General features: G+C 68.1%; 24 protein-coding genes. 12 read left to right on the forward strand and 12 right to left on the reverse strand.

What is annotated here, in order from left to right; genetic code table 11:
- Nucleotides 1-126: 126 nt before the first annotated feature.
- Nucleotides 127-921 (forward strand): thioesterase family protein, encoded by a 795-nt coding sequence (locus NF4_RS22010; protein ID WP_063129276.1) that lies wholly within the window; start codon nt 127-129, stop codon nt 919-921.
- A gap of 63 nt (nt 922-984) precedes the next feature.
- Here NF4_RS22010 and NF4_RS22015 read toward each other — a convergent pair whose 3' ends face one another.
- Nucleotides 985-1,605 (reverse strand): TetR/AcrR family transcriptional regulator, encoded by a 621-nt coding sequence (locus tag NF4_RS22015; protein WP_063129277.1) that lies wholly within the window; start codon nt 1,603-1,605, stop codon nt 985-987.
- Nucleotides 1,606-1,677: 72 nt separating this feature from the next.
- On the opposite strand from NF4_RS22015, the gene NF4_RS22020 reads away from it, so the two are divergent.
- The gene (locus NF4_RS22020; RefSeq protein ID WP_063814667.1) at nt 1,678-2,268 is read left to right on the forward strand and encodes a GNAT family N-acetyltransferase; all 591 of its coding nucleotides are present in this window, start codon (nt 1,678-1,680) and stop codon (nt 2,266-2,268) included.
- Here NF4_RS22020 and NF4_RS22025 read toward each other — a convergent pair.
- The 7 genes from NF4_RS22025 to NF4_RS22055 all read right to left on the reverse strand — a co-directional run bounded on the left by NF4_RS22025 (nt 2,237) and on the right by NF4_RS22055 (nt 8,345).
- On the reverse strand, nt 2,237-2,662 hold the full coding sequence (locus NF4_RS22025; RefSeq protein WP_063129278.1) for a nitroreductase family deazaflavin-dependent oxidoreductase: 426 nt from the start codon (nt 2,660-2,662) through the stop codon (nt 2,237-2,239). The genes NF4_RS22020 and NF4_RS22025 overlap by 32 nt on opposite strands.
- Before the next feature lie 36 nt (nt 2,663-2,698).
- A complete protein-coding gene (locus tag NF4_RS22030) occupies nt 2,699-2,908 on the reverse strand; it encodes a hypothetical protein (protein ID WP_157120507.1) in 210 nt (69 codons plus the stop codon).
- A 179-nt stretch (nt 2,909-3,087) separates the two neighbouring features.
- Nucleotides 3,088-4,029: a sigma-70 family RNA polymerase sigma factor gene (locus tag NF4_RS22035; protein WP_063129376.1), complete on the reverse strand. Its 942-nt coding sequence runs from the start codon at nt 4,027-4,029 to the stop codon at nt 3,088-3,090.
- A 10-nt stretch (nt 4,030-4,039) separates the two neighbouring features.
- Nucleotides 4,040-5,230, reverse strand: coding sequence for an NAD(P)/FAD-dependent oxidoreductase (locus NF4_RS22040; RefSeq protein WP_063129280.1), 1,191 nt, complete (start codon nt 5,228-5,230; stop codon nt 4,040-4,042).
- Between the two features lie 276 nt (nt 5,231-5,506).
- Nucleotides 5,507-6,553 (reverse strand): 4-hydroxy-2-oxovalerate aldolase, encoded by a 1,047-nt coding sequence (gene dmpG, locus NF4_RS22045; protein ID WP_063129281.1) that lies wholly within the window; start codon nt 6,551-6,553, stop codon nt 5,507-5,509.
- Entirely contained in the window at nt 6,550-7,521 is a 972-nt protein-coding gene (locus NF4_RS22050; protein WP_084533330.1) for an acetaldehyde dehydrogenase (acetylating), read from the reverse strand. Before NF4_RS22050 ends, dmpG begins: the two co-directional genes overlap by 4 nt.
- Entirely contained in the window at nt 7,518-8,345 is an 828-nt protein-coding gene (locus NF4_RS22055; protein ID WP_063129378.1) for a 2-keto-4-pentenoate hydratase, read from the reverse strand. Before NF4_RS22055 ends, NF4_RS22050 begins: the two co-directional genes overlap by 4 nt.
- Before the next feature lie 131 nt (nt 8,346-8,476).
- Here NF4_RS22055 and NF4_RS22060 point away from each other — a divergent pair, with 131 nt between their 5' ends.
- Nucleotides 8,477-9,244, forward strand: coding sequence for an IclR family transcriptional regulator (locus tag NF4_RS22060; protein WP_063129282.1), 768 nt, complete (start codon nt 8,477-8,479; stop codon nt 9,242-9,244).
- A 24-nt stretch (nt 9,245-9,268) separates the two neighbouring features.
- Here NF4_RS22060 and NF4_RS22065 read toward each other — a convergent pair whose 3' ends face one another.
- On the reverse strand, nt 9,269-9,898 hold the full coding sequence (locus tag NF4_RS22065; RefSeq protein WP_198165413.1) for a class I SAM-dependent methyltransferase: 630 nt from the start codon (nt 9,896-9,898) through the stop codon (nt 9,269-9,271).
- A 57-nt stretch (nt 9,899-9,955) separates the two neighbouring features.
- Between NF4_RS22065 and NF4_RS22070 the strand changes: the two genes are divergently transcribed.
- A complete protein-coding gene (locus NF4_RS22070) occupies nt 9,956-10,447 on the forward strand; it encodes a helix-turn-helix domain-containing protein (protein ID WP_063129283.1) in 492 nt (163 codons plus the stop codon).
- A gap of 40 nt (nt 10,448-10,487) precedes the next feature.
- Entirely contained in the window at nt 10,488-11,798 is a 1,311-nt protein-coding gene (locus NF4_RS22075; RefSeq protein WP_063129284.1) for a cytochrome P450, read from the forward strand.
- On the opposite strand, the gene NF4_RS22080 is transcribed toward NF4_RS22075, so the two are convergent.
- Nucleotides 11,758-13,200 (reverse strand): phthiocerol/phthiodiolone dimycocerosyl transferase family protein, encoded by a 1,443-nt coding sequence (locus NF4_RS22080; RefSeq protein WP_157120508.1) that lies wholly within the window; start codon nt 13,198-13,200, stop codon nt 11,758-11,760. The genes NF4_RS22075 and NF4_RS22080 overlap by 41 nt on opposite strands.
- Here NF4_RS22080 and NF4_RS22085 point away from each other — a divergent pair.
- A complete protein-coding gene (locus tag NF4_RS22085) occupies nt 13,183-13,437 on the forward strand; it encodes an acyl carrier protein (RefSeq protein WP_063129286.1) in 255 nt (84 codons plus the stop codon). The two genes, NF4_RS22080 and NF4_RS22085, sit on opposite strands and share 18 nt — an antisense overlap.
- Here NF4_RS22085 and NF4_RS22090 read toward each other — a convergent pair.
- Together NF4_RS22090 and NF4_RS22095 are read right to left on the reverse strand one after the other, a co-directional pair.
- Nucleotides 13,425-14,894 carry a class I adenylate-forming enzyme family protein gene (locus tag NF4_RS22090; RefSeq protein WP_063129287.1) on the reverse strand — a complete coding sequence of 490 codons (1,470 nt, stop codon included), beginning with the start codon at nt 14,892-14,894 and terminating at the stop codon, nt 13,425-13,427. The two genes, NF4_RS22085 and NF4_RS22090, sit on opposite strands and share 13 nt — an antisense overlap.
- 103 nt (nt 14,895-14,997) lie before the next feature.
- Nucleotides 14,998-15,897 (reverse strand): LysR family transcriptional regulator, encoded by a 900-nt coding sequence (locus NF4_RS22095; RefSeq protein WP_063129288.1) that lies wholly within the window; start codon nt 15,895-15,897, stop codon nt 14,998-15,000.
- 145 nt (nt 15,898-16,042) lie between these two features.
- On the opposite strand from NF4_RS22095, the gene NF4_RS22100 reads away from it, so the two are divergent.
- The 6 genes from NF4_RS22100 (at nt 16,043) to NF4_RS22125 (ending at nt 20,989) form a co-directional block, all read left to right on the forward strand.
- Complete coding sequence (locus NF4_RS22100) at nt 16,043-16,393, forward strand: DoxX family protein (protein WP_063129289.1); 351 nt, start codon at nt 16,043-16,045, stop codon at nt 16,391-16,393.
- 84 nt (nt 16,394-16,477) lie between these two features.
- Nucleotides 16,478-17,095 carry a TetR family transcriptional regulator gene (locus NF4_RS22105; protein WP_063129290.1) on the forward strand — a complete coding sequence of 206 codons (618 nt, stop codon included), beginning with the start codon at nt 16,478-16,480 and terminating at the stop codon, nt 17,093-17,095.
- Between the two features lie 191 nt (nt 17,096-17,286).
- Nucleotides 17,287-18,816 (forward strand): nitric oxide reductase activation protein NorD, encoded by a 1,530-nt coding sequence (locus NF4_RS22110; protein WP_063129380.1) that lies wholly within the window; start codon nt 17,287-17,289, stop codon nt 18,814-18,816.
- Nucleotides 18,817-18,840: 24 nt separating this feature from the next.
- On the forward strand, nt 18,841-19,668 hold the full coding sequence (locus NF4_RS22115) for a CbbQ/NirQ/NorQ/GpvN family protein (RefSeq protein WP_063129291.1): 828 nt from the start codon (nt 18,841-18,843) through the stop codon (nt 19,666-19,668).
- A gap of 145 nt (nt 19,669-19,813) precedes the next feature.
- Entirely contained in the window at nt 19,814-20,512 is a 699-nt protein-coding gene (locus NF4_RS22120; RefSeq protein WP_063129381.1) for a hypothetical protein, read from the forward strand.
- 39 nt (nt 20,513-20,551) lie between these two features.
- Nucleotides 20,552-20,989 (forward strand): hypothetical protein, encoded by a 438-nt coding sequence (locus NF4_RS22125; protein ID WP_063129292.1) that lies wholly within the window; start codon nt 20,552-20,554, stop codon nt 20,987-20,989.
- The last annotated feature ends 144 nt before the right edge of the window (nt 20,990-21,133 follow it).

Below are 21,133 nucleotides of genomic sequence, written 5' to 3' on the forward strand. Positions count from 1 at the left end.
GCATGCAAGCATGCACTCGTCGGTGCTCCGCGCAACCACCGCGCGGCATCCTCCCGCCCCGGCGGTACGGTCGGGACGAAGAGCGAACACACGGCGCGACCGCCGACCGGACGAACGGACAACGATGTGAACGAGGCCTTCTACCTGCTCGATCCGGCGGACCCGCAGCGGTTCCTCTCCACCGAGCTCACTCGTGGTCCGTGGTCGCCCGACGCCCAGCACGCCGGACCGCCCTCCGCGCTGCTCGGTCACGTGATCGAACGGTGCGAACCCCGGCCGGGCTTCCAGGTGGGCCGCGTCGCCGTGGAGATCCTCGGCCCCGTCCCGCTGGCCCCGCTCACCGCGCAGGCACGCCTCGTCCGCCCGGGACGCAGCGTGGAAATGATCGAAGCCACCCTGTCCACCGACCGCGGTCCGGTGATGCGGGCCACTGCGTGGCGCTTCAAACTCGCCGATCCCGAACTCGAGATTCCCGAACACCTCTTACCGACCGGGGCGCGTCCCGGCCCCGATCAGACGCCCGACCCCGAACCGTTCCCCTCCACCCAGCCCGTGGGATTCCACACCGGTATCGAATACCGCTACGTCACCGGCTCCTTCCGCGAGCCCGGCCCCGCGGTGTGCTGGGTCCGGCTGAAGTATCCGATCGTCGCCGGTACCACGCCGAGCCCGCTGGAACGCACCCTCGCCGCGGCGGATTCCGGCAACGGCGTCAGTGCGGTCCTCGATTGGGATCGCTACCTGTTCATCAACACCGATCTCACCGTCACCCTGCATCGCCAACCGGCCGGCGAATGGGTCTGTCTCGATGCCGTCACCCATCCGCAGCCGCACGGTATCGGCCTGGCCGAATCCGCGCTGTTCGACGAGAAGGGCCCGCTGGGCCGCAGCACCCAGACCTTGTTCCTCGGCCCGCGCTGACCGGATCGGGCACGACAGCCGGACGACCCCCGCCGAAGCCGGCGGCCGGTATTCACCCGGTGACTACTCGCCGGGTATGCCGGCCGGGGCCGGTCCGGCGCAGCTGCCCGACCGGTCGCCGAACTCCCGGCGCACCGCCGCGTTCACCCGGTCGGTGTCGCCGGTCGCGAGCAGATCGATGAGCGCGCCGCGCAATACCGCCAGCGCCCGGGTGCGCGCGGCACGACCCTCCGCGCTGTCCCGGACGGGCGCCGGCTGAGCCGCGGCCAGCACCTCCAGCCAGTCCTCGACGGTTTCCCGGGCGAAGTCGGCCCACGGCCCCGCCGGTTCGACCAGCGAACGGACATAGCCCTCCAGCCACAGGGTGAGCAGGGCGCGCCGAGACGGATCGGCCAGCCAGCCCCACAGCACCGCGGCGACCTGCGGGAGCCGATCCTCCGCCTGCCCGGACGCGTGAACCGCGGACAGCAAGGCCAGTTCCTCGGCGCGGGCCCGGGCGAGCAGCGCGCGTATCAGGCCGTCCTTGCTGCCGAACAGGTAGAGCAGGACCCGCGGGCTGGTGCCGATGGCCGCCGCCAGCGGGCGCAGTGACATCTCGCCCAGGCCGTGGGCCAGCACGTACCGATAGGCCGCTTCGAGCAGTTCGGTGTGCCGCGCCGAGGGGGTTGCGTCCGAGTCCACCATGCGTGCATTCTGACATCACTGAAACAGTCGTTTCAGTGATGGGCATCCGGTACCGCATCAGGAGGAACGACCATGACCGGAACAGACGGCGAACCGGCGTGCGACCTCGCGATCCGCGCACTCGGGCAGCCGGGCGATCTGGGTTGGGTGGTGCAGGCCCACGGCGAGCTCTACGCCGCCGAATTCGGCTGGGGCACCTCCTTCGAAGCACTCGTCGCCGAGATAGTCGCCGGTTACGCGAGCACCCACGATCCCGCCCGTGAGGCAGGCTGGATCGCGACCCTCGACGGCGAACGAGTGGGGTGCGTGCTCTGCACGCGCGGCGACACCGACGACACCGCGAAACTGCGGATTCTGCTGGTCCATCCGAAGGCCCGCGGCCACGGCCTGGGCAACCGACTGGTCGCGACCTGCCTGGACTTCGCGCGCGCCGGCGGCTACCGCCGGATCACTCTCTGGACGAACAGTGTGCTCACCGCGGCCCGCCGGGTCTACCTGGCAGCCGGATTCGAGCTCGACGACGAACACCACCATCACAGCTTCGGCCGGGACCTGGTCGGCCAGAACTGGTCCCGGCAGCTGTCGGCCCAGGCGGAACCGACAATGCCCACACAACAGGCGGCCGCACCGGTTATCCCGCTCCCCCGGGCGCGCGCGGGGTGAGCGCGACAACCGGTACGACCCGGCCCGCGGTGCGCTCGTACTCGGCCAGCGCGGGCAGGATCGCGACCATCGCGAGGTGCAGGCGATCGCGTTCGGGCCCGGCGTCGATCACCTCGGCATCGGCCTCGAAGAGTTCGGCGCCCACCTGCACGGTCACCGTCGGATGCGCGCGCAGGTTGTAATACCAGGCCGGGTTCCGCGGCGCCCCGGCATTGGAGGCGACGATCACCAGCCGATCGCCGTCCCGCAGATACATCACCGGTTTCGTATGCGGTAGGCCGGATTTCGCGCCGATGGTGGTGAGCAGGAGCAGATCGTAGCCCGCGAAGGGCCCGCCGACGCGCCCCTCGCCGGCACGGAATTCCTCGATGACCTCGTCGTCCCAGGCGGCCATGTGCACGTCCTCCGCGTCCGAACCACACCCCGCCGATCAGCGGTGCGCATACACCGGGGCGGGGATCGGTTTGCCCAGCACCCGGTTCAACCAGAATGCCCCGCGCATCCCGTGAAAAACAGCCGTGACGAGTGCCCCGATACTCAACGCCACGAATCCGGGCCACGGATACGCCCCGAGATCGGCCGCGTATCCGAGAAGTACCGCCATGACGAGGCCGAGCACTCCCGCGACCGGGTTGCGCACCGGTGCGTTCCCGGTGACATCAGCCTAATCATGCGGTATTTCGGGTCGAAGGAGGAGTTGTTCGCCCGGGTCGCGGTCCCCGAACCCGACGCACCGATCAGCGGCACACCGGCGCCGCCCGGCCGCGGTGTCCGCCGGACGGAAACCGGCGGACCACCGTGCGGTCGCCGACCGGGCGGCTACCACGATTCGATCAGCGCAACGTCGTGCTTCTGCCGCTGCCACTCCGCGGTGAGGCGATCGAGTCGGGCCGCGGTGGCGATACCGCGCACACCCGCGATTTGGTCGCCGCGTAGTTCCAGGACCACCACACCCACAACCCGGTCCGCGAGTGTGGCCAGCATGGCCGGGCTGCCGTTGACCACGGCGGCGTGGATGGCGGGCGAGCCACCGGCGAGTCTCCGCTTGGCCGGAGACGGGGCGAAGCCGGCCCGCATCGCGGCGGCGATCCGCTGCGGGGTCGGGTACCGGATCGGTTTCCCGGCCGATCTCAGCCCGGCGCCGTCGGAAATGCCGGTCGCATCGTCGGTCAGCAGGGCGACCAGCCGTTCGGTCCGGCCCGAGGACGCGGCATCGACGAACGCCTCGACGATTCGGCGCGCGGCGGCACGGTCGATCTCGGAGGCGTTGCCGGCCGCGCTGATCCGGCGCCTGGCCCGGTGGGCGTGCTGCTGACTTCCGGCCTCGGTGATGCCGAGGAACTCGGCGATCTCGGCATGGCTGTACGCGAAGGCCTCACGCAGCACGTAGACGGCCCGTTCGACCGGTGACAGCCGCTCCATGAGCGTCAGCACCGCCAGGGTCACCGATTCGCGTTGCTCGACGGTATCGGCCGGGCCCAGCATCGGGTCGCCGTCGAGAAGAGGTTCGGGCATCCAGGCGCCGACCGCGCGTTCCCGCCGCATCCGCGCCGAACGGAGCCGGTCGAGCGCCAGATTGGTGACAATCTTGGTCAGCCAGGCCTCGGGCACCTCGATGTACTCCCGGTCGGCGGCCTGCCACCGCAGGAAGGCGTCCTGCACGGTGTCCTCGGCGTCGGCGGCCGAGCCGAGCAGCCGGTAGGCGAGCGAGGCCAGCCGGTTGCGGCTGGCCTCGAAACGCGCCACGGTGGCAGTGTCCATGAGCACGACTTTATGCGGCGACCACGCTGGGCACGCGCTCTCGAGTGGTGGCCAAGCGGTACTTGCGGCTCGGCATTCCGAAGGTCGGGTGGCGCAGGCTCCACGGGTTGACCCCGAGAATGACCGCTTTGACGCGCGCGGCCGGCCGACCGCACAGGGCCCCGGACTTCGATCGCGCGTCACCGTCGACCAACTGGAAGATTCCGTCCTTCCGGCCGAGGCTGATGTGGTTGCCGACATACGACAGCGAGGTCTTCGAGACCTCGCGCCCCGTCAGCTCTCCGATGATCGCGGCTGTCGCCTGCATGCCGGTGAATCCGGCCGAAGCGCAGGACATCGGCAACGGCCGGCCGTTGTCGCCGATGACGAAGGTGCTGTCACCGGCCACGTAGACCTCCGGGTGGGAGACCGACCGCATCATCCGGTCGACTGTGATCCGGCCGTTGTCTTCCACAGTGAGACCGCTGGCGGCGGCAAGGGGGTTGGCGACGAAGCCGGCGGCCCATACGGTCGCGTCGGAGGCGAAAACGGTACCGTCCGCGGCGAGGGCACTTGTCGGCTCGACGCGTTCGATGGTGGTGTGCTCGTGAACCGTGATGCCGAACCGGTCGAAGGCCTGCAGCAGGTGACGGCGTGCCTTCGGACCCAGCCAGCCACCCAACTCGCCGCTGGTGGCGAGGGCGATCCGGAGTCCGGGCCGGGATTCGGCGATCTCGGTGGCGGCTTCGATCGCGGTCAGGTTACCGCCGACCACCAGCACCTTCCCTTCCTCGCCCAGTTCGTCCAGGCGTGTGCGCAGGCGCAGCGCCGACGGCCGTGCGGCGACGGCGAAGGCGTGCTCGGCCGCTCCCGGAACGCCGTGGTCGGCGGCGGTGCTGCCGAGCGCGTAGAGGAGGGTGTCGTACTCGAGCCGGTCGATGCCCTCACCGTCGGTCACGGTGACGGTCCGGCGATCGGCGTCGACAGCGGTGACACGCGCCACTCGCAGCCGGATGCCGGTGCCTGCGAAAATCTCCGCCAGCGGCCGGTGCGGGAGATCCTGACCGGCGGCGAGCTGGTGCAGGCGCAACCGCTCGACGAAATCGGCTTCGGCATTGACCACGGTGATCTCGACGTCGGCGCGGTGCAGGCGGCGGGCGAGGACACCGGCGGCATAGGCTCCGGCATATCCGGCTCCGAGGACGATGATGCGGTGCTGCATGGTTCGCTCCTGTCTGGTTCGCGTACTCCTTGAACGAGACAGCTCCCGGATCCCTGACAGCATCGCCCGGTGATGTGGATCACGGACCGTTCGACCGGCGAACTCCACTCCGAACCGGGCAACATCCCCGAAAACGACACGGTCGCCGCAACCTCTCGTATCGACAGTGTTGCGACGACCGCGTTGCCCACAGCCAGCGGCGCTGTGATCCGTTCCGGTTCGCGGCAGCGTTCGTCCCACCGGCGCGACCCCACCGCCCGAACCGTCGCGAACCGCTCAGGCGGGCTGCTGCTCGGCCTTCCGCTCGGCCAGCATGGTGAGCGCGATATCGACGATCATGTCCTCCTGACCGCCCACCAGCCGGCGCCGGCCGGCCTCCATCAGCAGGGTCCGGACATCGATCCCGTACCGCTCACTGGCCGCCTCGGCATGCCGCAGGAAGCTCGAGTACACCCCGGCATAGCCGAGGGTGAGGGTTTCCCGGTCCACCCGCACCGGGCGGTCCTGCAGCGGCCGGACCAGGTCGTCGGCGGCATCCTGCAACGCGAAGACATCGCAGCCGTGCTTCCAGCCCAGCACGTCGGCGACCGCCACGAACGCTTCGATCGGGGTGTTGCCCGCGCCCGCACCGTGACCGGCCAGCGAGGCGTCGACCCGGGTGACCCCGTTCTCGACGGCCACCACCGAATTCGCCACCGACAGCGACAGGTTCTCGTGGGCGTGGATACCGAGTTCGGTCGCCGGGTCGAGGACATCGCGGTAGGCCAGGATGCGGTCGCGCACGCCGTTCATGGTGAGGCGTCCGCCGGAATCGGTGACATAGACGCAGTGCGCGCCGTAGCTCTCCATGAGCTTGGCCTGCGCGGCCAACTGGGCGGGTTCGGCCATATGGCTCATCATCAGGAATCCGGAGACATCCATCCCGATCTCCCGCGCGGTGGCGATGTGCTGGGCGGCGACATCGGCCTCCGTGCAGTGGGTGGCCACCCGCACCGAGCGCACGCCCAGGCCCCAGGCCCGCCGCAGATCCTCGGCGGTACCGACACCGGGCAGCAGCAGGCTGGTCAGCCGCGCGTTCTTCAGGTTCGCGGCGGCGGCCTCGAGCCAGGTCCAGTCGCTGTGCGAGCCGGGACCGTAGTTCACCGAACCGCCGGCCAGACCGTCCCCGTGCGCGACCTCGATGGCGTCGACACCGGCGGCATCGAGCGCGGCCACGATCTTGCCGACGTTCTCCGGGGTGATCCGGTGCCGGATGGCGTGCATACCGTCGCGCAGGGTCACGTCCTGGACGAAAACGGTCGGCACGGCGTCGGGCTCGCTCATCGGGCGCTCTCTTTCTGCTGGGTGTTCTGCGCGATCCGCTCGGCGACCTGGAGTCCGGCCGAGGTCATGATGTCGAGGTTGCCGGCGTAGGCGGGCAGGTAGTGGGCCGCGCCCTCGACCTCCAGGAACACCGACACCCGGTGGGTCGGGAAGGAGTCGTTGTCCTTGGCGAGCAGGGTGTGCACCGGCTGATCCGCCGGGATCGCGTCGATCTGCACTTCCTGCTTGAGCCGGTAGCCGGGCACGTAGGCCGCCACATCGTCGACCATTTTCGCCACCGAGGCCTTGATCTGCTCGTGCGAATCGGCGTCGGGGGCGGTCACCAGGCAGAAGACCGTATCGCGCATGATCAGCGGCGGCTCGGCCGGATTCAGGATGATCACCGCTTTACCGCGTTCCGCGCCGCCCACGGTTTCGATGGCGTGCGCGGTGGTCTCGGTGAACTCGTCGATATTGGCGCGGGTACCGGGCCCGGCGGATTTCGAGGCGATGGAGGCCACGATCTCGGCGTAGGCCACCGGCACCACCCGGGAGACCGCGGCCACGATCGGGATGGTCGCCTGGCCACCACAGGTCACCATGTTCACGTTCGGCGCGTCGAGGTGTTCCTCGAGGTTCACCGGCGGCACCACGAACGGCCCGATGGCCGCGGGGGTCAGGTCGATGAGGCGTTTACCCAGCGGTGCCAGCCGCTCGTGGTTCTGCTTGTGCGCCTTGGCCGAGGTGGCGTCGAAGACGATCTCGATCTCGTCGAAGTTCGGCAGCGCGATCAGGCCTTCCACCCCTTCGTGGGTGGTGGGTACCTTCAACCGGGCGGCCCGGGCGAGCCCGTCGGATTCCGGGTCGATACCGACCATGGCGCCCATTTCCAGGAATCGGGAATGGCGCAGCACTTTGATCATCAGGTCGGTGCCGATATTGCCCGAACCGATGATCGCGACCTTGGTGCGCGTGGTGTTGTCACTCACTGGGAAACCTCCGAAGCGGTGGTGAACGAAGCCGTGACCGTCCCGAGGCCGGAGATGGCGGCGGTGACGGTGGCACCCGGGTGCAGCGGCCGCATCGGACCGAGCGCACCGGAGAGGATCACCTGCCCCGCCCGCAGCGGCTCACCGAAGGTGCGGGCCTGCTGCGCGAGCCAGGACAGGGCGTTGAGCGGGTCGCCGAGGCAGGCGGCGCCGTTACCGGTCGATACTTCTTCCCCGTCGATGCGCATGCTCATGGTGACGTCGACCGGCTCGAAGTCGTCCAGGGTCCGGCGCTCGGTGCCGAGCACGTAGAGACCGCTGGAGGCATTGTCGGCGACGGTGTCGGCGAAGGAGATGTTCCAGTCGGTGATGCGGCTGTCCACGATCTCCAGCGCGGCCACCGCCTCGGCCACCGCCGCGCGGCACTGGTCGATATCGAGCGGTCCCTCGGCGAGGTCCTCGCCGAGTACGAACGCGATCTCGGCCTCGGCCCGCGGCTGCAAGAGCCGGTCGATCGGGATCACGTCGCCGTCCGAGTACGCCATATCGGAGAACAGGACACCGAAATCGGGCTGGTCCACACCCAGTTGCTGCTGAACGGCCTGCGAGGTGGCGCCGATCTTGCGGCCGACCACCGTGACCTCCGGGGAGACCCGGGCGGCATTGAACCGTTCCTGGATCCGGTAGGCGGTGGCGACATCGTCCGGGCTTATCAACCCGTCCCGCAGCGGGGCACAGGTCCGGCGCGTTTCCGCGGCGGTGATCAGGCGAAGCGCTGCACGGGCGACGATCGACTCGTCGACGCCGGGCCCGCTGTCGCTGATGCTGTCGACAGTGGTGGCCACCACGACCTCCGTTCTCCTCTTCGTCGGGGTCTGCCCAGTGCACACCCTCGGAGCGGCCCTGAACAGTAAAGTGGTCCACTGACTGGACCAGTTTCACCAGAAGGGCCACCATGCCGGATCACCACCTCGACGAGCGTTCCGTGCTGGGCCGGGCGCTGCTGATCCTGGAGGCGTTCGGGGTGGAGGACCAGGCCGTCGGGCTGTCCGAACTGACCCGCCGCACCGGGCTGCCGAAGGCCACCGTGCACCGGATGTGCCGCGACCTGGTGACCGCGCGCCTGCTGAGTTCGTCGGCGGAGGGCTACCGGCTCGGGCGTGGACTGTTCGAACTGGGCATGCGGGCGGCCACCGAGCGCACGCTGCTGGAGGTCGCCGTGCCCTTCCTCCAGGACCTGTTCGCCCGCACCCACGAAACCGTGCACTTCGGCGTACGCGACGGCGACGAGGTCGTCTACATCAGCAAGATCGGCGGCCACCGGCAGGCCCGCGCCCCGTCCCGGATCGGGGGCCGGATGCCGCTGTACTGCACCGCGATCGGCAAGGCGCTGCTCGCCCACTCCGGTCCCGAGACGATCGACCGCATCCTGGCCGGCCCGCTGACCAGACGCACCCCGCGCACGGTGGTCGCGCCCGGCCTGCTGCGGATCCAGCTCACCCAGATCGTCGAACGCGGCGTGGCGTTCGAGCACGAGGAATCCGCACCCGGCATCGTCTGTGTGGCCGCCCCCGTACTCAGCTCCGACGACCGGCCCCTGGCGGCGATCTCGGTGACCGGTCCGGTCACCCGGTTCCACCCCGAAGCCCACGCGGCATCGGTGCAGGCCGCCGCCGTGGGGGTGGCGTCCATCCTGGCCCGGCGGGCGCAGCACCCGGCATGAACGCCCGCGGCGGCCACTCACCGATCACACGCCGGGTTCGCTCGGCCGCACCGCCAGTACCTGCACGGTCGTACTGGGTCCGTGATGGAACGCCCCCTCGGTGATATCGCGGTCCACCTCCCGGCAGCGCTCGAGCCGCAGACCGGCCAGATCGCGATGGAACTCTTCCGGTGTCGGCATCCCGTCCGCGACCGGCGGCCCCCCGACTCCGGGCCGCTCGAGGTGGCGCGGCGTATAGGCCTCGAGCACGAACACACCGCCGGGCCGCAGCGCCCGCACACACGCCGCGTGCACTCCGGGCCGCAGCGCCGACGGCAGATGCCCCCAGATGGAGACGATCCCCGACCAGCGCGCTTCGCCCATATCGAACTCGGTGATGTCGGCGACCACGGTCGCTATCTCCACTCCGTGTCGCGCGGCCAGATCCCGGGCGTTCGCCAATCCCACCGCCGAGAGGTCCACAGCGGTCACGGAGTATCCGCGACCGGCCAGGTACACCGCATTACGCCCCTCCCCCTCCGCCAGGCACAACACCGGGCCCTCGGGTATCCGATCGACCACTTCGCGCAGATAGTCGTTGGGTTCGGTGCCGTAGGAGGTGAACGGCTGCGCATATCGCTCGTTCCACATCTCGGCCGCGCCGGGCATCGTCATGCTCGTCTCCTGCATCTCGGGTTGACGTCCCGATCCAGACTGCAAGTTAATGTGAACATGAAGTCAACCCCCGCCGCCGCGCAGCCGAGTTCCGAGCCGACCTGTTCCATCGGCGAACTGGCCGCCCGCTTCGGCCTCGCCACCCATGTCCTCCGCCACTGGGAGAGCGTCGGCCTGCTCACCCCCGCGGCCCGGGTCAGCGGCCGCCGCCGCTACACGCAGTCGCATATCGCCCGGGTGGCGTTGATCCTGCACAGCAAGCAGGTCGGCCTGGGCCTGGCCCGCACCCGCGACCTGCTCGACGCCTGCGACGGCCCCGGCCGTCGCAGCATCCTTCGATCACATCTGGAGGAACTCGACGCACAGCTCGCCAGGATCCGAACCTCGAAGAACCTGATCAACCACGTGCTCACCTGCCGGTACGAGGATTTCACCGAATGCCCGCGCTTCCGGGCCGAGATCGCCGCCACCGCCGGAATCGACCGCGAACAGCCTACGAGGAGCCCTCACCCGCGCGGCCGATGCGCTGCACATCTCGTAGATAGATAGCTCTTGGCTATTATAGGGAGAGGCCGAGAGCGGAGGTGACATGTCGACTCGCGCGTGGACCCGTTGGCTGTTCCTGCATGGCCTGACACGGGCCTATCTGCGCATGTCGGCGCGTCGGGGCGATCCCCTCGCGCAGGCTGCGTTCGGCCAGGATCGATTGCTCGGCGCGTCGCCGTTCATCGAGGAGATCCGACAGCGGGGCCGGTTACCCGAGCTGTCGGGCGTACGTGTCACCGCAGACTACGAACTGTGTCGTCTCGTCCTCCGAGACAAGCGCTTCGGTTCGCTCGCGCCCGACCATCCCGCCATTCCGAAGCCGGTCCGCTGGGTACTGGCCAAGACGGATCAGGAACTTCCCAACCTCACCGAACCGCCCTCGATGCTGGCGACCGATCCGCCGGACCACACCCGGTACCGGCGCCTGGTCGGGCACGCGTTCAGCCCGGGGGCGATCGGCAAATTGGAGCAACGGACCGTCGAAGTAACCGAGGGCCTACTCGAAAGCATGGAATCGAAGCCGCGCCCGGACCTGATCGAGGACTTCGCCGAACAGGTGCCCGTCGCGATCATCGCCGAAATTCTCGGGTTTCCCGCCGAGATGCATTCGACCATGCTGAAGTGGGGTCTCAACAGTGCTCCACTGGTCGACCGGGCCCTGACCTGGACCGCGTATCGCGACGCCACCAAGGAACTGGCAGAGGTCAAGCAGTACTTCGACCAGCGCATCGACAAGCTCGCCGCCGAACCGGCCGAGGGCCTGCTCACCGTGCTGGTGACCAGTGGTGAGCTCACCCGCCGCGAACAGATAGCCAACGCCGCCCTGCTGCTGGACGCCGGATTCTTGACGACGGTGAACCTGCTCGGTAACGGAATGGCACTGTTGACAAGCCATCCGGACCAGCTGGAACTGCTGCTGGCGCAGCCGGACCTGTGGCCGGGCGCGATCGAGGAAATACTGCGCTACGACTGCCCCGTCCGGATCACCGCGCGGGTCGCCAACTGTGACCTCGACATCGCCGATCAGCACATCAGGCGCGGTTCTCTGGTCCTACTGGCATTGGCGGGCGCAAACCACGACCCCGGCGTCTTCCCTGATCCCGAACGATTCGACGTGACCAGAGTCAACGCCGCGAATCACCTGGCGTTCAGCAGTGGGATACACGGCTGCCTGGGATACCGGCTGGCCCGAATGGAAGGCGTTATCGCCCTGCGGACCCTCTTCGAGCGATATCCGGATCTGCGCTTGGACGGGCCGCCGATCCCACGCCGCCTGGTGAACCTGCACGCCTACCGCTCCATGCCCGCCGAACTCATTCCCGACCGGCCGGGCTCTCCGGGAACCTCTCCGTGACCGAAGGTGGGCCGTGCTCGGCGCCGCGTCCGGCACTTTCCAGTCGTGCCACCGCGTTGTCGGTCAGCCACCGCACCTCGTCCTCGCTCATGGCCGTTGCCGCGTACGCGACGCTGAGATCGAGGCCACCGAGCCAGTTGTTGGCGATCACGAACAATGACGGGCCGAACATATCGAGGGAAACGGCCCTGGTGACGTCCTCGAGCGTATAGGCACCGTAGTCGGACCGAAGCCCGGACTCGCCTACCGTGGTAACGCCGAGTCCGTCGAGACGCCGGTTGTTCCGGATCGTCGGGCGGACTTCGCGCCGATACACTTCCCAATCGGGAAACTCCATGATCGAGGCCGCCTCCCGATCTTTGGCCAGCGCGGCGATCAGCTTGAACGCGGCGTCCCGGGCGGTCGCCCAGAAGTCGCCGGTTATCCGATGCTCGGTACGCAAGATGTCGGCGTAGCAACCGCAGGTCTCGGGGGGCAATGTGAGTTCGCCGAAGCGACGGAGATCGACCGTGCTCAACACGGTCATCGTATCGAGCCGGTATCGCTCGCGGATGGCGAGCAGAAAGGCTGCCGTTACCGCACCGTGCAGCGTCGTTCTGTTGGCTTTGATGGCATCCTCGAGCGCTGCCGTGGTGTCGGGCCCGAGGCGACGCGACAGTACCCGCGATTCTTTTTTCGGCTCGGATACCGCCTGCTTGGGGAGCCGAATGGCCGGCGTATAGGTGGTTTTCCCGCCATTTCCGGACTTGTCGGCCGAGCCGGCCTCGACCGGCGGGGGCAACGCGGTACGGGGCGGCGATTTCGGTTGCGGCACGGCCGGATCGGCCAGGAATTCGAGAAGCCGGTGACCGAGCATATTGGCGGAGTGGGCGTCGAGCGTCGCGTGATCGGCACACATGACGATGTGGTTGAGGTCGGCGTCCGGAGACTGCCGCACCATCGTTATCCGAAGGCGCGGATGGTGGCCCTTCGGTATCGGTGTGCGGATCTCGGAGGCGAGAACCTTCCGCCAGGCGTCTGGATCGGTGTCTTCGAGCACCCGCAACGGGATCTCCGTTGTGCCCTCGGTATCGAACCAGGGCTCGCGATGGGCGAACGGCGGCAGCCGTCGCCAGATGATCCTGCCGTAGCGGATATGAGCGCGAAGGATGGGGTGCTGGGTCTGTAGCCAGGCGAGCGCCTGCTTCACCAGCGCCGGATCGAGGCGTCCGCGCACATGCAACACCTGCACGGTGATCAGCCCACCACGGGCATGCAAATGGTTGAGCAGCTGTTCCTTTTTGCCCAGCGGGCGCGTTTCGACCACGCCGTCCTCCCGTCTTCTCGCGTATTTCAGGTCGCGATGAAATTGGTTAGTATGTTGACGACGTAAGGGGATGGTGTGATGGACGATATCGAACAACCGATAATCGAGTATATCTCCACCATGGTGGCCGAAACCGGTGAATCGCCGGTCGATCGCGATACCCCGTTGCTCGAGGCCGGATTGTTGGACTCGATCAAACTGGTAAGACTGGTGCAGTTCCTCGAGAAGGAATTCGAGATCAGTATCCCCGAGACGGAGATACAGGCGGAACTGTTCGAATCGCCTGCGAAGATAGCAGCCTATGTCTCGCAGCGAGCGGCTCAGCCTGCCTGAAGCCCGCGCAACCGCCCGCGGAGCACCTTGCCGGCCGAGCTGCGCGGCAAGGCGTCTATGAAGGCGACATCGGTCGGCACCTTCTGAACCGATAGCCTTTGCTGGGCGTAGCGGATCAATTCCTGGGCCGATACATCCGCCGCTTTGACGACGAACGCTATGAGCCGATTGCCGTTGCGCCCGTCCGGGAGACCCGCCACCGCGGCTTCGGCGACGGCGGGCAGGGTCATGAGCGTCTCCTCCACTTCGATGGGGTCGACCTTGTACCCCGATACTTCGATCAACAGCTTGCTACGACCACGGATGAAGATGCGGCCTTCGTCATCGAGCGAGGCGAGATCGCCGGTTCTGAACCAGCCCTCATCGAATGCCTCGGCATTTGCCACGTCATCGTTGAGATAGCCCCGCATGAGCGAGGAAGACCTTATTTCCATTTCGCCGACGGATGGGCCGAATTCGGTGTCGAACGGAACGATGCGGACCCTGGCGTCACCCGCCGGTTTGCCCACCGAGGCCCAGCTCGAATCGGGATCGGCGGAGTCGTTGTGCGCGACCATACTCGCCTCGGTGGAGCCGTAGGATTGACGGAGCGGGACACCGAGGCGCTCGCGTACCGCTTCGAAGACCGGCCGCTTCGGGGCGGCGCCGCCCGAGACGGCCATGCGCAGCCCGAGATCGAAACTGCCGGCCTGACCGGTGATGATTTCGTACATCGCCGGAACGGCGCCCATGAAGGTGACGCGCTCGCGGACCATGGCGTCGAGGAGCTTCCCGCGCGAAAGCGCCAGCGGCATACGATCGCTCCAATAGAGCGTCGTCGCACCGCCGGCGACGGCGTACGCAGTGCCCATCAGAAAGCCCATCGAGAAATTGCCCGGCAGAATGTTGAGAACGATATCGTCGGGCTGGATTTCCCAGGCCGTGCCGGCTCGTTCACCATCCGCGAGGAGCTCGTCATGGGTGTGCGGTACCACCTTGGGCAACCCGGTCGAGCCTGATGAGAAGAGGTAGAGCGCCGTGGTGTCGCCCGGCAGGTCCGGCAGTGGGGCGGTTGCCCTCCCTTCGGGCAGCGCATGAACCGGGTACAAGGGGATGCCGGGGGCCGCATCCGCGATCAGCGTTTCGGCGGCAACGGCGAGATCGGGGGTCGAGACAACGGCTTTGGGTCCGGTTTTGCGCGCGAGCGCGGCGAGTTCGGACCGCGTGGCCGTCTCGGCCAGTGGCATCGCGATGGCGCCGATGGCGTAGAGCGCATGGGAAGTGCTGAAGAGATCGGGTGAGTTCGGAAGCAGCAGGGCAACGGGATCGCCGCGCTCGATGCCGCATTCCATGAATCCGACGGCGAGCCGGCCGATCCGGTCGACCACATCAGCATAGGGCGTGAACTCCTCGCCCTGCCGCAATCCGCTGGTGATCGGTACCTGCGCTGCCATTGCGAGCAAATTGTCGTAGATCATCTCTACTCCGCAGGGTCGGTTCCCTCTGTTCGTAAGGATAGAAGTGGGATGCGGCATCTACAAGGCTTCGGTATCCAGGTCGAGGAGTTCGGCGGCCGAAGAGTCAGTCGGTCCCGGAGCACAGCTCGGTACAGCACTCGACGAACGCCCGGACCACCGGATCGGCGTCCGACTCCGCCTTCCACACGACACCGACCCGGCTGGGCCCCACACCGATCACCGGGCGGTAGGTGATACCGGGCCGGGCGTAGAATCGGGCGCTCGACTCCGGGGCCAGTGCGATCCCGTAACCGTTGGCAATCGCGCTCAGCCATTCGTCCGGTTGATCGGTCACCGCACCGATCCGCGGCGCCCGGTCCGCGCGTTCGTCGACCCCGAGCCAGTAGTCACGCCAGGCACCGGTGTCGGCCGGGGCCGCCACGAACGGTTCGTCCAGTAGGTCCGCGAAGGCGATCGATTCGCGTGCGGCCAGCGGATGCCCGGACGCCAGGGCGACCCAGCGCGGTTCGCTGAACAGCTCCCGCACCCGCAGCCGATCCTGCCCCGGGAAGGGGAGCCGGAGCAGGGCGGTCTCCACCTCGCCGTCGGCGAGACCTCCGGTCGGGTCACTCCAGGACGCCTGCCGCATATCCACCCGCCAACCGGGTTGCCGGCGGGCGAACTCGGCGATGATCCGCGGGGTGGCCTCGTTGGCCGCGCTGGCCAGGAAGCCGACCCGCAGCACCCGCGCTGCGCGGCCCGCCGCCTGCCGGGTTTCCCGGAGCGCCAGATTCCATTCGGTGAGCAGCCCAGGTACCCGCCCGGCCAGCGCCTCTCCCGCCGGGGTGAGCGCCATCCCGGCCCGTGAGCGCACGAAGAGTTCGACACCGAGCAGGCCTTCCAGCTGCCTGATCTGCTTGGTCAGCGCCGGTTGCGATACGTAGAGCCGCGCGGCGGCGCGGGTCAGATTCCCCTCCGCCGCGACCGCGGCGAAGTAGCGGAGCAACCGGGTGTCCACATCCATTCCATCAGGTTATGGATGCAGGTATTGGCGTGTTTCGCCAGGGCCCGGAAGGCTGAATTCCGTAACCGGTGCAGCATCTCCGCTCCGACGCCGCGCCGCTGCGCCCGCCACCGGGCACAACCCACCTCGAACAGGAAGTCATGCCGTGCACACCACCTACCTCGTCGTCGCCCTCGTCACCGTCGTGGCCAACGCCGGGATGGCTCTCGCCGATTTCGCCCGCGCACCGTTCGTCCTGGCCAATTCCGCCGAGGTCGGCGTGCCGCGCGGCTGGGTGCCCTGGCTGGCCGCGCTCAAGCTCGCCGGTGCGGTCGGTGTCCTGGTCGGGCTGCTCGGCTTGGAAGCGCTGGGGTTCGCCGCGGCGGTCGGCCTGGTGCTGTTCTTCGCGGGCGCCCTCCTCACCCACCTGCGGGCTCGCGTCTACTACAACCTCGCCTTTCCGGGCGCCTACTTCGCATTCGCCCTCGCGACCGCCGTGCTCATGGTCACGCGGTAGCACTGGTCGCGACCGGTAGAACACGGGCCCGATGACAAGTGTCATTGAAAACTTATATTGACATTTTTCAGCGAACGGCCGCTAATGGAATCCGTGAACGCGCCGACGGAGAAGCCACGGGGCCGGGAAGCCCAACGACTCGAAACCCGTAAGCGGGTGTTCGACGCCGCCGTCGCGGAGTTCCGGCGCACCGGGACCGCCGGTGCCGATGTCGGCGCCATCATCGAGGCCGCCGGCGTCGCGCGCGGCACCTTCTATTTCCACTTCCCCAGCAAGGAGCACGTCCTGCTGGAACTGGAGCGGCGCGAGGAAGCCCGGGTGGCCAAGGAGTTCGCCCGCTTCGTGGCGGCACCGCACGATCTGCCGGGCGCACTGGCGAAAGCGGTGCGGCTGGTGCTGTCGGTGGAACGGCGCGTCGGCGCGATCCTGTTCAAAGACGTACTCGGCCTGCACTTCGCCCCGACCCGCCCACCCGACGACGAGTGGACCGATCATCCGCTGATCGTGCAGGTCGTCGAGGAGATCACGCGGGCTCGCGACGCGGGCGAGGCCGCCGCCGAGATCGATCCCTTCCACAGCGCGGTGTTCTTCCTGCTCGGGCTCTACGCCCTGCTGACCACCACCAGCGATTCGAGGGCGATGCGCGCGGCCATGCTCGACAACTACGTCTCCACCGCACTGCGCGGTATGGAACCCCGATGAACCCGCGCTCGCGGGTCGTCTCCGAGACCCGGCCCACGGGAATCGACCACTGGAGGTCACTATGTGGCAGGACATCGTTCGTCTGATCCTCGGCTGGGGCGCGATGGGCGCCGTGATCGGCTTCTGGTATTGGGTCATGCGCAATATCGGGACGTTCTGAGCGACCCGGCACCGGATCGACGGTGACCGCCGTGCAGCCCGGCCCATCCACCTCCGCCGCGTCGCTGGAACGCAGTTGCGCACTGACGGCCGTGGCGTTCTCCGACCGGCGTCGCCACGGCGCGCGCCTGGTCACCGGGGAGCGCCGGCTCTTCGGTCTGAACCCCTCCCGCACGATGGTGCAGGTACCGTATCCGCCGCCACCGGACTGGACCCGTCGCACGCTGACCTGCGGGATCGCCCTGCAATGCGCACCCTCGAAGGACCGTCTCGCACGGTACCGGCTGGACGAGTTGTCCCCGCGCGAGCTCGCGAGTGTGGTGGTGGTGGAGGGTGGTGTCGCGCTGGGCTGGATCGCGGCCCGGTTCCCGGGGCTGATCCCCGAACTGCGGCGGCTCCTGCCCGAACTCGAACCGGCCGATCCCGATACGGACGCTCCGGCAATACTCGAGCGGGCGGTCGCGCTGGCCCGCTCCCGGCAGATCCCGTCGCCCCACCTGCTGCTGGGCGCCCCACCGCCGGCCGTCCCGGGCCGGGGCCGGGTGGCGGTGACGTTGCGGCGGATGTACGGCCGGATGCCGTGGACGAGCCCGCGCACCGATTCCTACCGGGCCATGTCGGTGCCGGTCGGGGGTGAAGGCGGTGTCCGCAACCCCAACCTGCCGCCGCCGAGCCGGCCGGAGGACGACGAGATCGAGATCCGTCCCGATCAGCGCCCGGGTATCCCGTATCCCGAATGGAATCTGTGGACGAAACGTTTCCTGCCCGATCACGTCGCCGTCCTCGAACGCCGGTTACCGGCGCGGAGTCATATTCCGGCGCCGGTGGCGGTGGATGTGCGGCGCTGGTTCCGGCAGCACACCCATCGCGCGCTCACCGGCGGGCTCGAAGACGGCGCCGACCTCGATATCGACCGCTATATCGGCCACTACGTGGACCTGCGCACCGGTACCGCCACCCAGCCCCGGGTCTTCCGTGACCTGTTACCCGCGTCCCGTGATGTGGCCACCGCCGTCCTGCTCGACGGCAGTTCCTCACTCGGGGTACACCAGGGCCGGACCTTCGCGCTGGAACTGGCGTGCGCGGACGCCCTGTCGCACGCCATGGCGGCGGCCACGGAACAACACGGGATCTTCGTATTCACCGGTAACACCCGGCACCGCGTCGAGGTGCGCTGTCTGAAGGATTTCGACGAACCGCGGCTCGTCGACCCCGGCGGCCTGGGCCTGCGGACCGGCGGTTACACCCGTCTGGGCGCCCCGCTGCGACACCTGACCAGGCGCTTGCTCGACCGGCCCGCGGAACGCCGGTTGCTCCTCGTGATCGGCGACGGGTTGATCTCCGACGAAGGGTACGAGGGCCGCTACGCCTGGGCCGATGTCGCGCACGCGGTCGAGGAAGCCGACGAAGCCGGAGTCGCGATCTATTACGTCGGTGTCGGCCCCGCCCGGGTCGATCCGCTGCCGACGGTGTTCGGGCGGCGCCGATCGCAACGGATCCACCGGGTCGAGGAACTACCCCGTGTCCTCGCCCATGTTCATCGCGAATTGGTCGCCGCGTAGCGACCGGACATCGAGAGGTCGAGGATGAGCACCGAATACCACTCCGCCACCGGTAACGAGATCGCGCTGTTCGAGATGGCGTACCGGCGCCGCATCCCGGTGATGCTCACCGGCCCGACCGGATGCGGCAAGACCCGGTTCGTCGAGCATATGGGCCGATTGCTGGACCGTCCGGTGGTCACCATCAGCTGCCACGACGATCTGACCAGTTCCGATCTGGTGGGCCGGTTCCTGGTCACCGGCGGCGATGTGGTCTGGCACGACGGGCCGCTCACCCGCGCCGTGAAGGACGGCGCGATCTGCTATCTGGACGAGGTGGTCGAGGCCCGGCACGATTCGCTGGCGATCCTGCACTCGCTCACCGATCACCGCCGCACGCTCTACCTGGACCGCGCGGACGAGATCGTACCGGCGCCGGGCCCGTTCATGCTGGTCTGCTCCTACAACCCGGCCTACCGCAGTTCGCTCAAAGAGCTGAAACCCTCGTTCCGGCAGCGGTTCATGACGCTGGCCATGGACTATCTCGACGCGGATCGCGAAGCCGCGGTGGTGGTCGCCGAGACCGGGATCGAGCCGCCGGTGGCCCGGCAGTTGGTCGGCTGCGCACGAGTGATCCGCGAGGCGGACGAGGTGTTCCATTTCGAACCGCCGTCCACCCGGGTCCTGGTGACCGCCGGGCATCTGATCGCGGCGGGCGCGAACATCCGGGACGCCGCCGAAGCATGCATCCTGGCGCCGCTGAGCAGCAACGGCGCGATCAACGAAGGTCTGCGCGAGATCGCGGCGGCCGCACTGGCCACCGCGGAAACCGCTTTCGCGCAGCCGGTTCCAGAAGGAGGACCACGACCGTGAACGAACAGGATCGCAGGCGCCGCCGCGCGCTGATCGCCGTCCAGATCTTCGCCTACGGATTCCTGTTGGCGATGTTCCTCATCCAGCTGCATATGTATTCGGTCCGGGATTGGTAGGAGCCGTCGTGAAACTTTCCGCTGTCTCCCTGCCATGGCGTACGGCCGCGCCGAAACCCGGCGACGCCTACGACGCCCATCACGACGAATCCCGCCGCGCCCAGCGCGAAGCCGACAGGTGGCTCACCGCGGGCACCCTGCTGATGGGCACACTGGTCCTCGGTATCGTCGGCCTGCCGATCTTCCTGCGCGGTGTCTGGCTACAGCGCAAGGCGCAGGAATCCGGACTCTCGGTGCGTCCGATCATCGTCACGCTGATCGGCTACCTGGTCATCCTGGACGCCGCGCTCAACAGCCTGGGCTGGGCACTGGACCTCATCGCCAATCACACCCTGATCAACCGGGTGATCCTCACCGCCTGGGGCAACTTCTTCGACGCCGGCTACTTCTGGCACTACAACGAGCTGTGGATCGGCGGTTCGGGCGCGCCCGGCGAGAAGGGCTGGGAAGTCGCCCTGATGCTCACCGTGTTCCCGATGCGCATCGCCGCGGCGATCGCGTTTCTGCAGATGAAGCGGTGGGGGCACCAGTGGATGATCGTCACCTGCTGGTTCGGGCTGGTCATCTGGATCGGCTACACGTTCAACATGACCATGTACGCCGACGTGCGCTACGACGGGGTGGTGCTGCCGGTGATCGGCTGGTGGCTCTACGACATCTTCTACATCACGCCGTTCCTGGCGATCCCCTATCTGCACACCGTCAACCGCGAGATCTTCTCCGACTGACCGTGGCGGCAGTCGCATCCCTCTTCCGAAGGACCCCGCATGAGCAAGAAACCCTCCCCCGCAGGCGATCCGGAGAACGACGAGCTGCCGCTGGGCACTACCGCGCCGTACGCGCGGATGCACCGCTGGTTGCGGCGCGGTATCTTCGTCTGCCTGTTCGCGCTGGTCATCGAGGGCGCGTTCACGGTGCCGGCGCTGGCGCTGTGGTACGGCTGGCCGACCCTGTCGTTCACCGAGATCTGTAGTGAACTGATGAAGGTCAGGTATTCCGACGGCACCCTCGAATGCGAGCATCCGTATCCGCTGTCGGGTCCGCCCTTCGGCGGCCCACCCGAGGCGGCCGGTCAGCGGACCGCGCAGGACGAATGGAGTATCCAGCCGAAACCCGGCTGGGACCGGATCGGTTTCCGCGAACTGGTCCGGATCCACGAGGACCGGCTCGCCCGGGAAGCCGCCGAAGCACCGCCGCCTCGCTGATCGAGGCATCCACGAACCGGCGGCCGCGGATCATCCGGGCTGCCGGCTCGTGGGTTCAGCAGTATCTGTAGAACCCTTCCCCGGTAGCCACTCCGAGCCTGCCCTTGTGGCGATCCGCCAGGTCTTGTCGACCGCCTCGGGTTC

This window comes from Nocardia fusca NBRC 14340 (genome assembly GCF_001618425.1).
Lineage (GTDB): Bacteria > Actinomycetota > Actinomycetes > Mycobacteriales > Mycobacteriaceae > Nocardia > Nocardia fusca.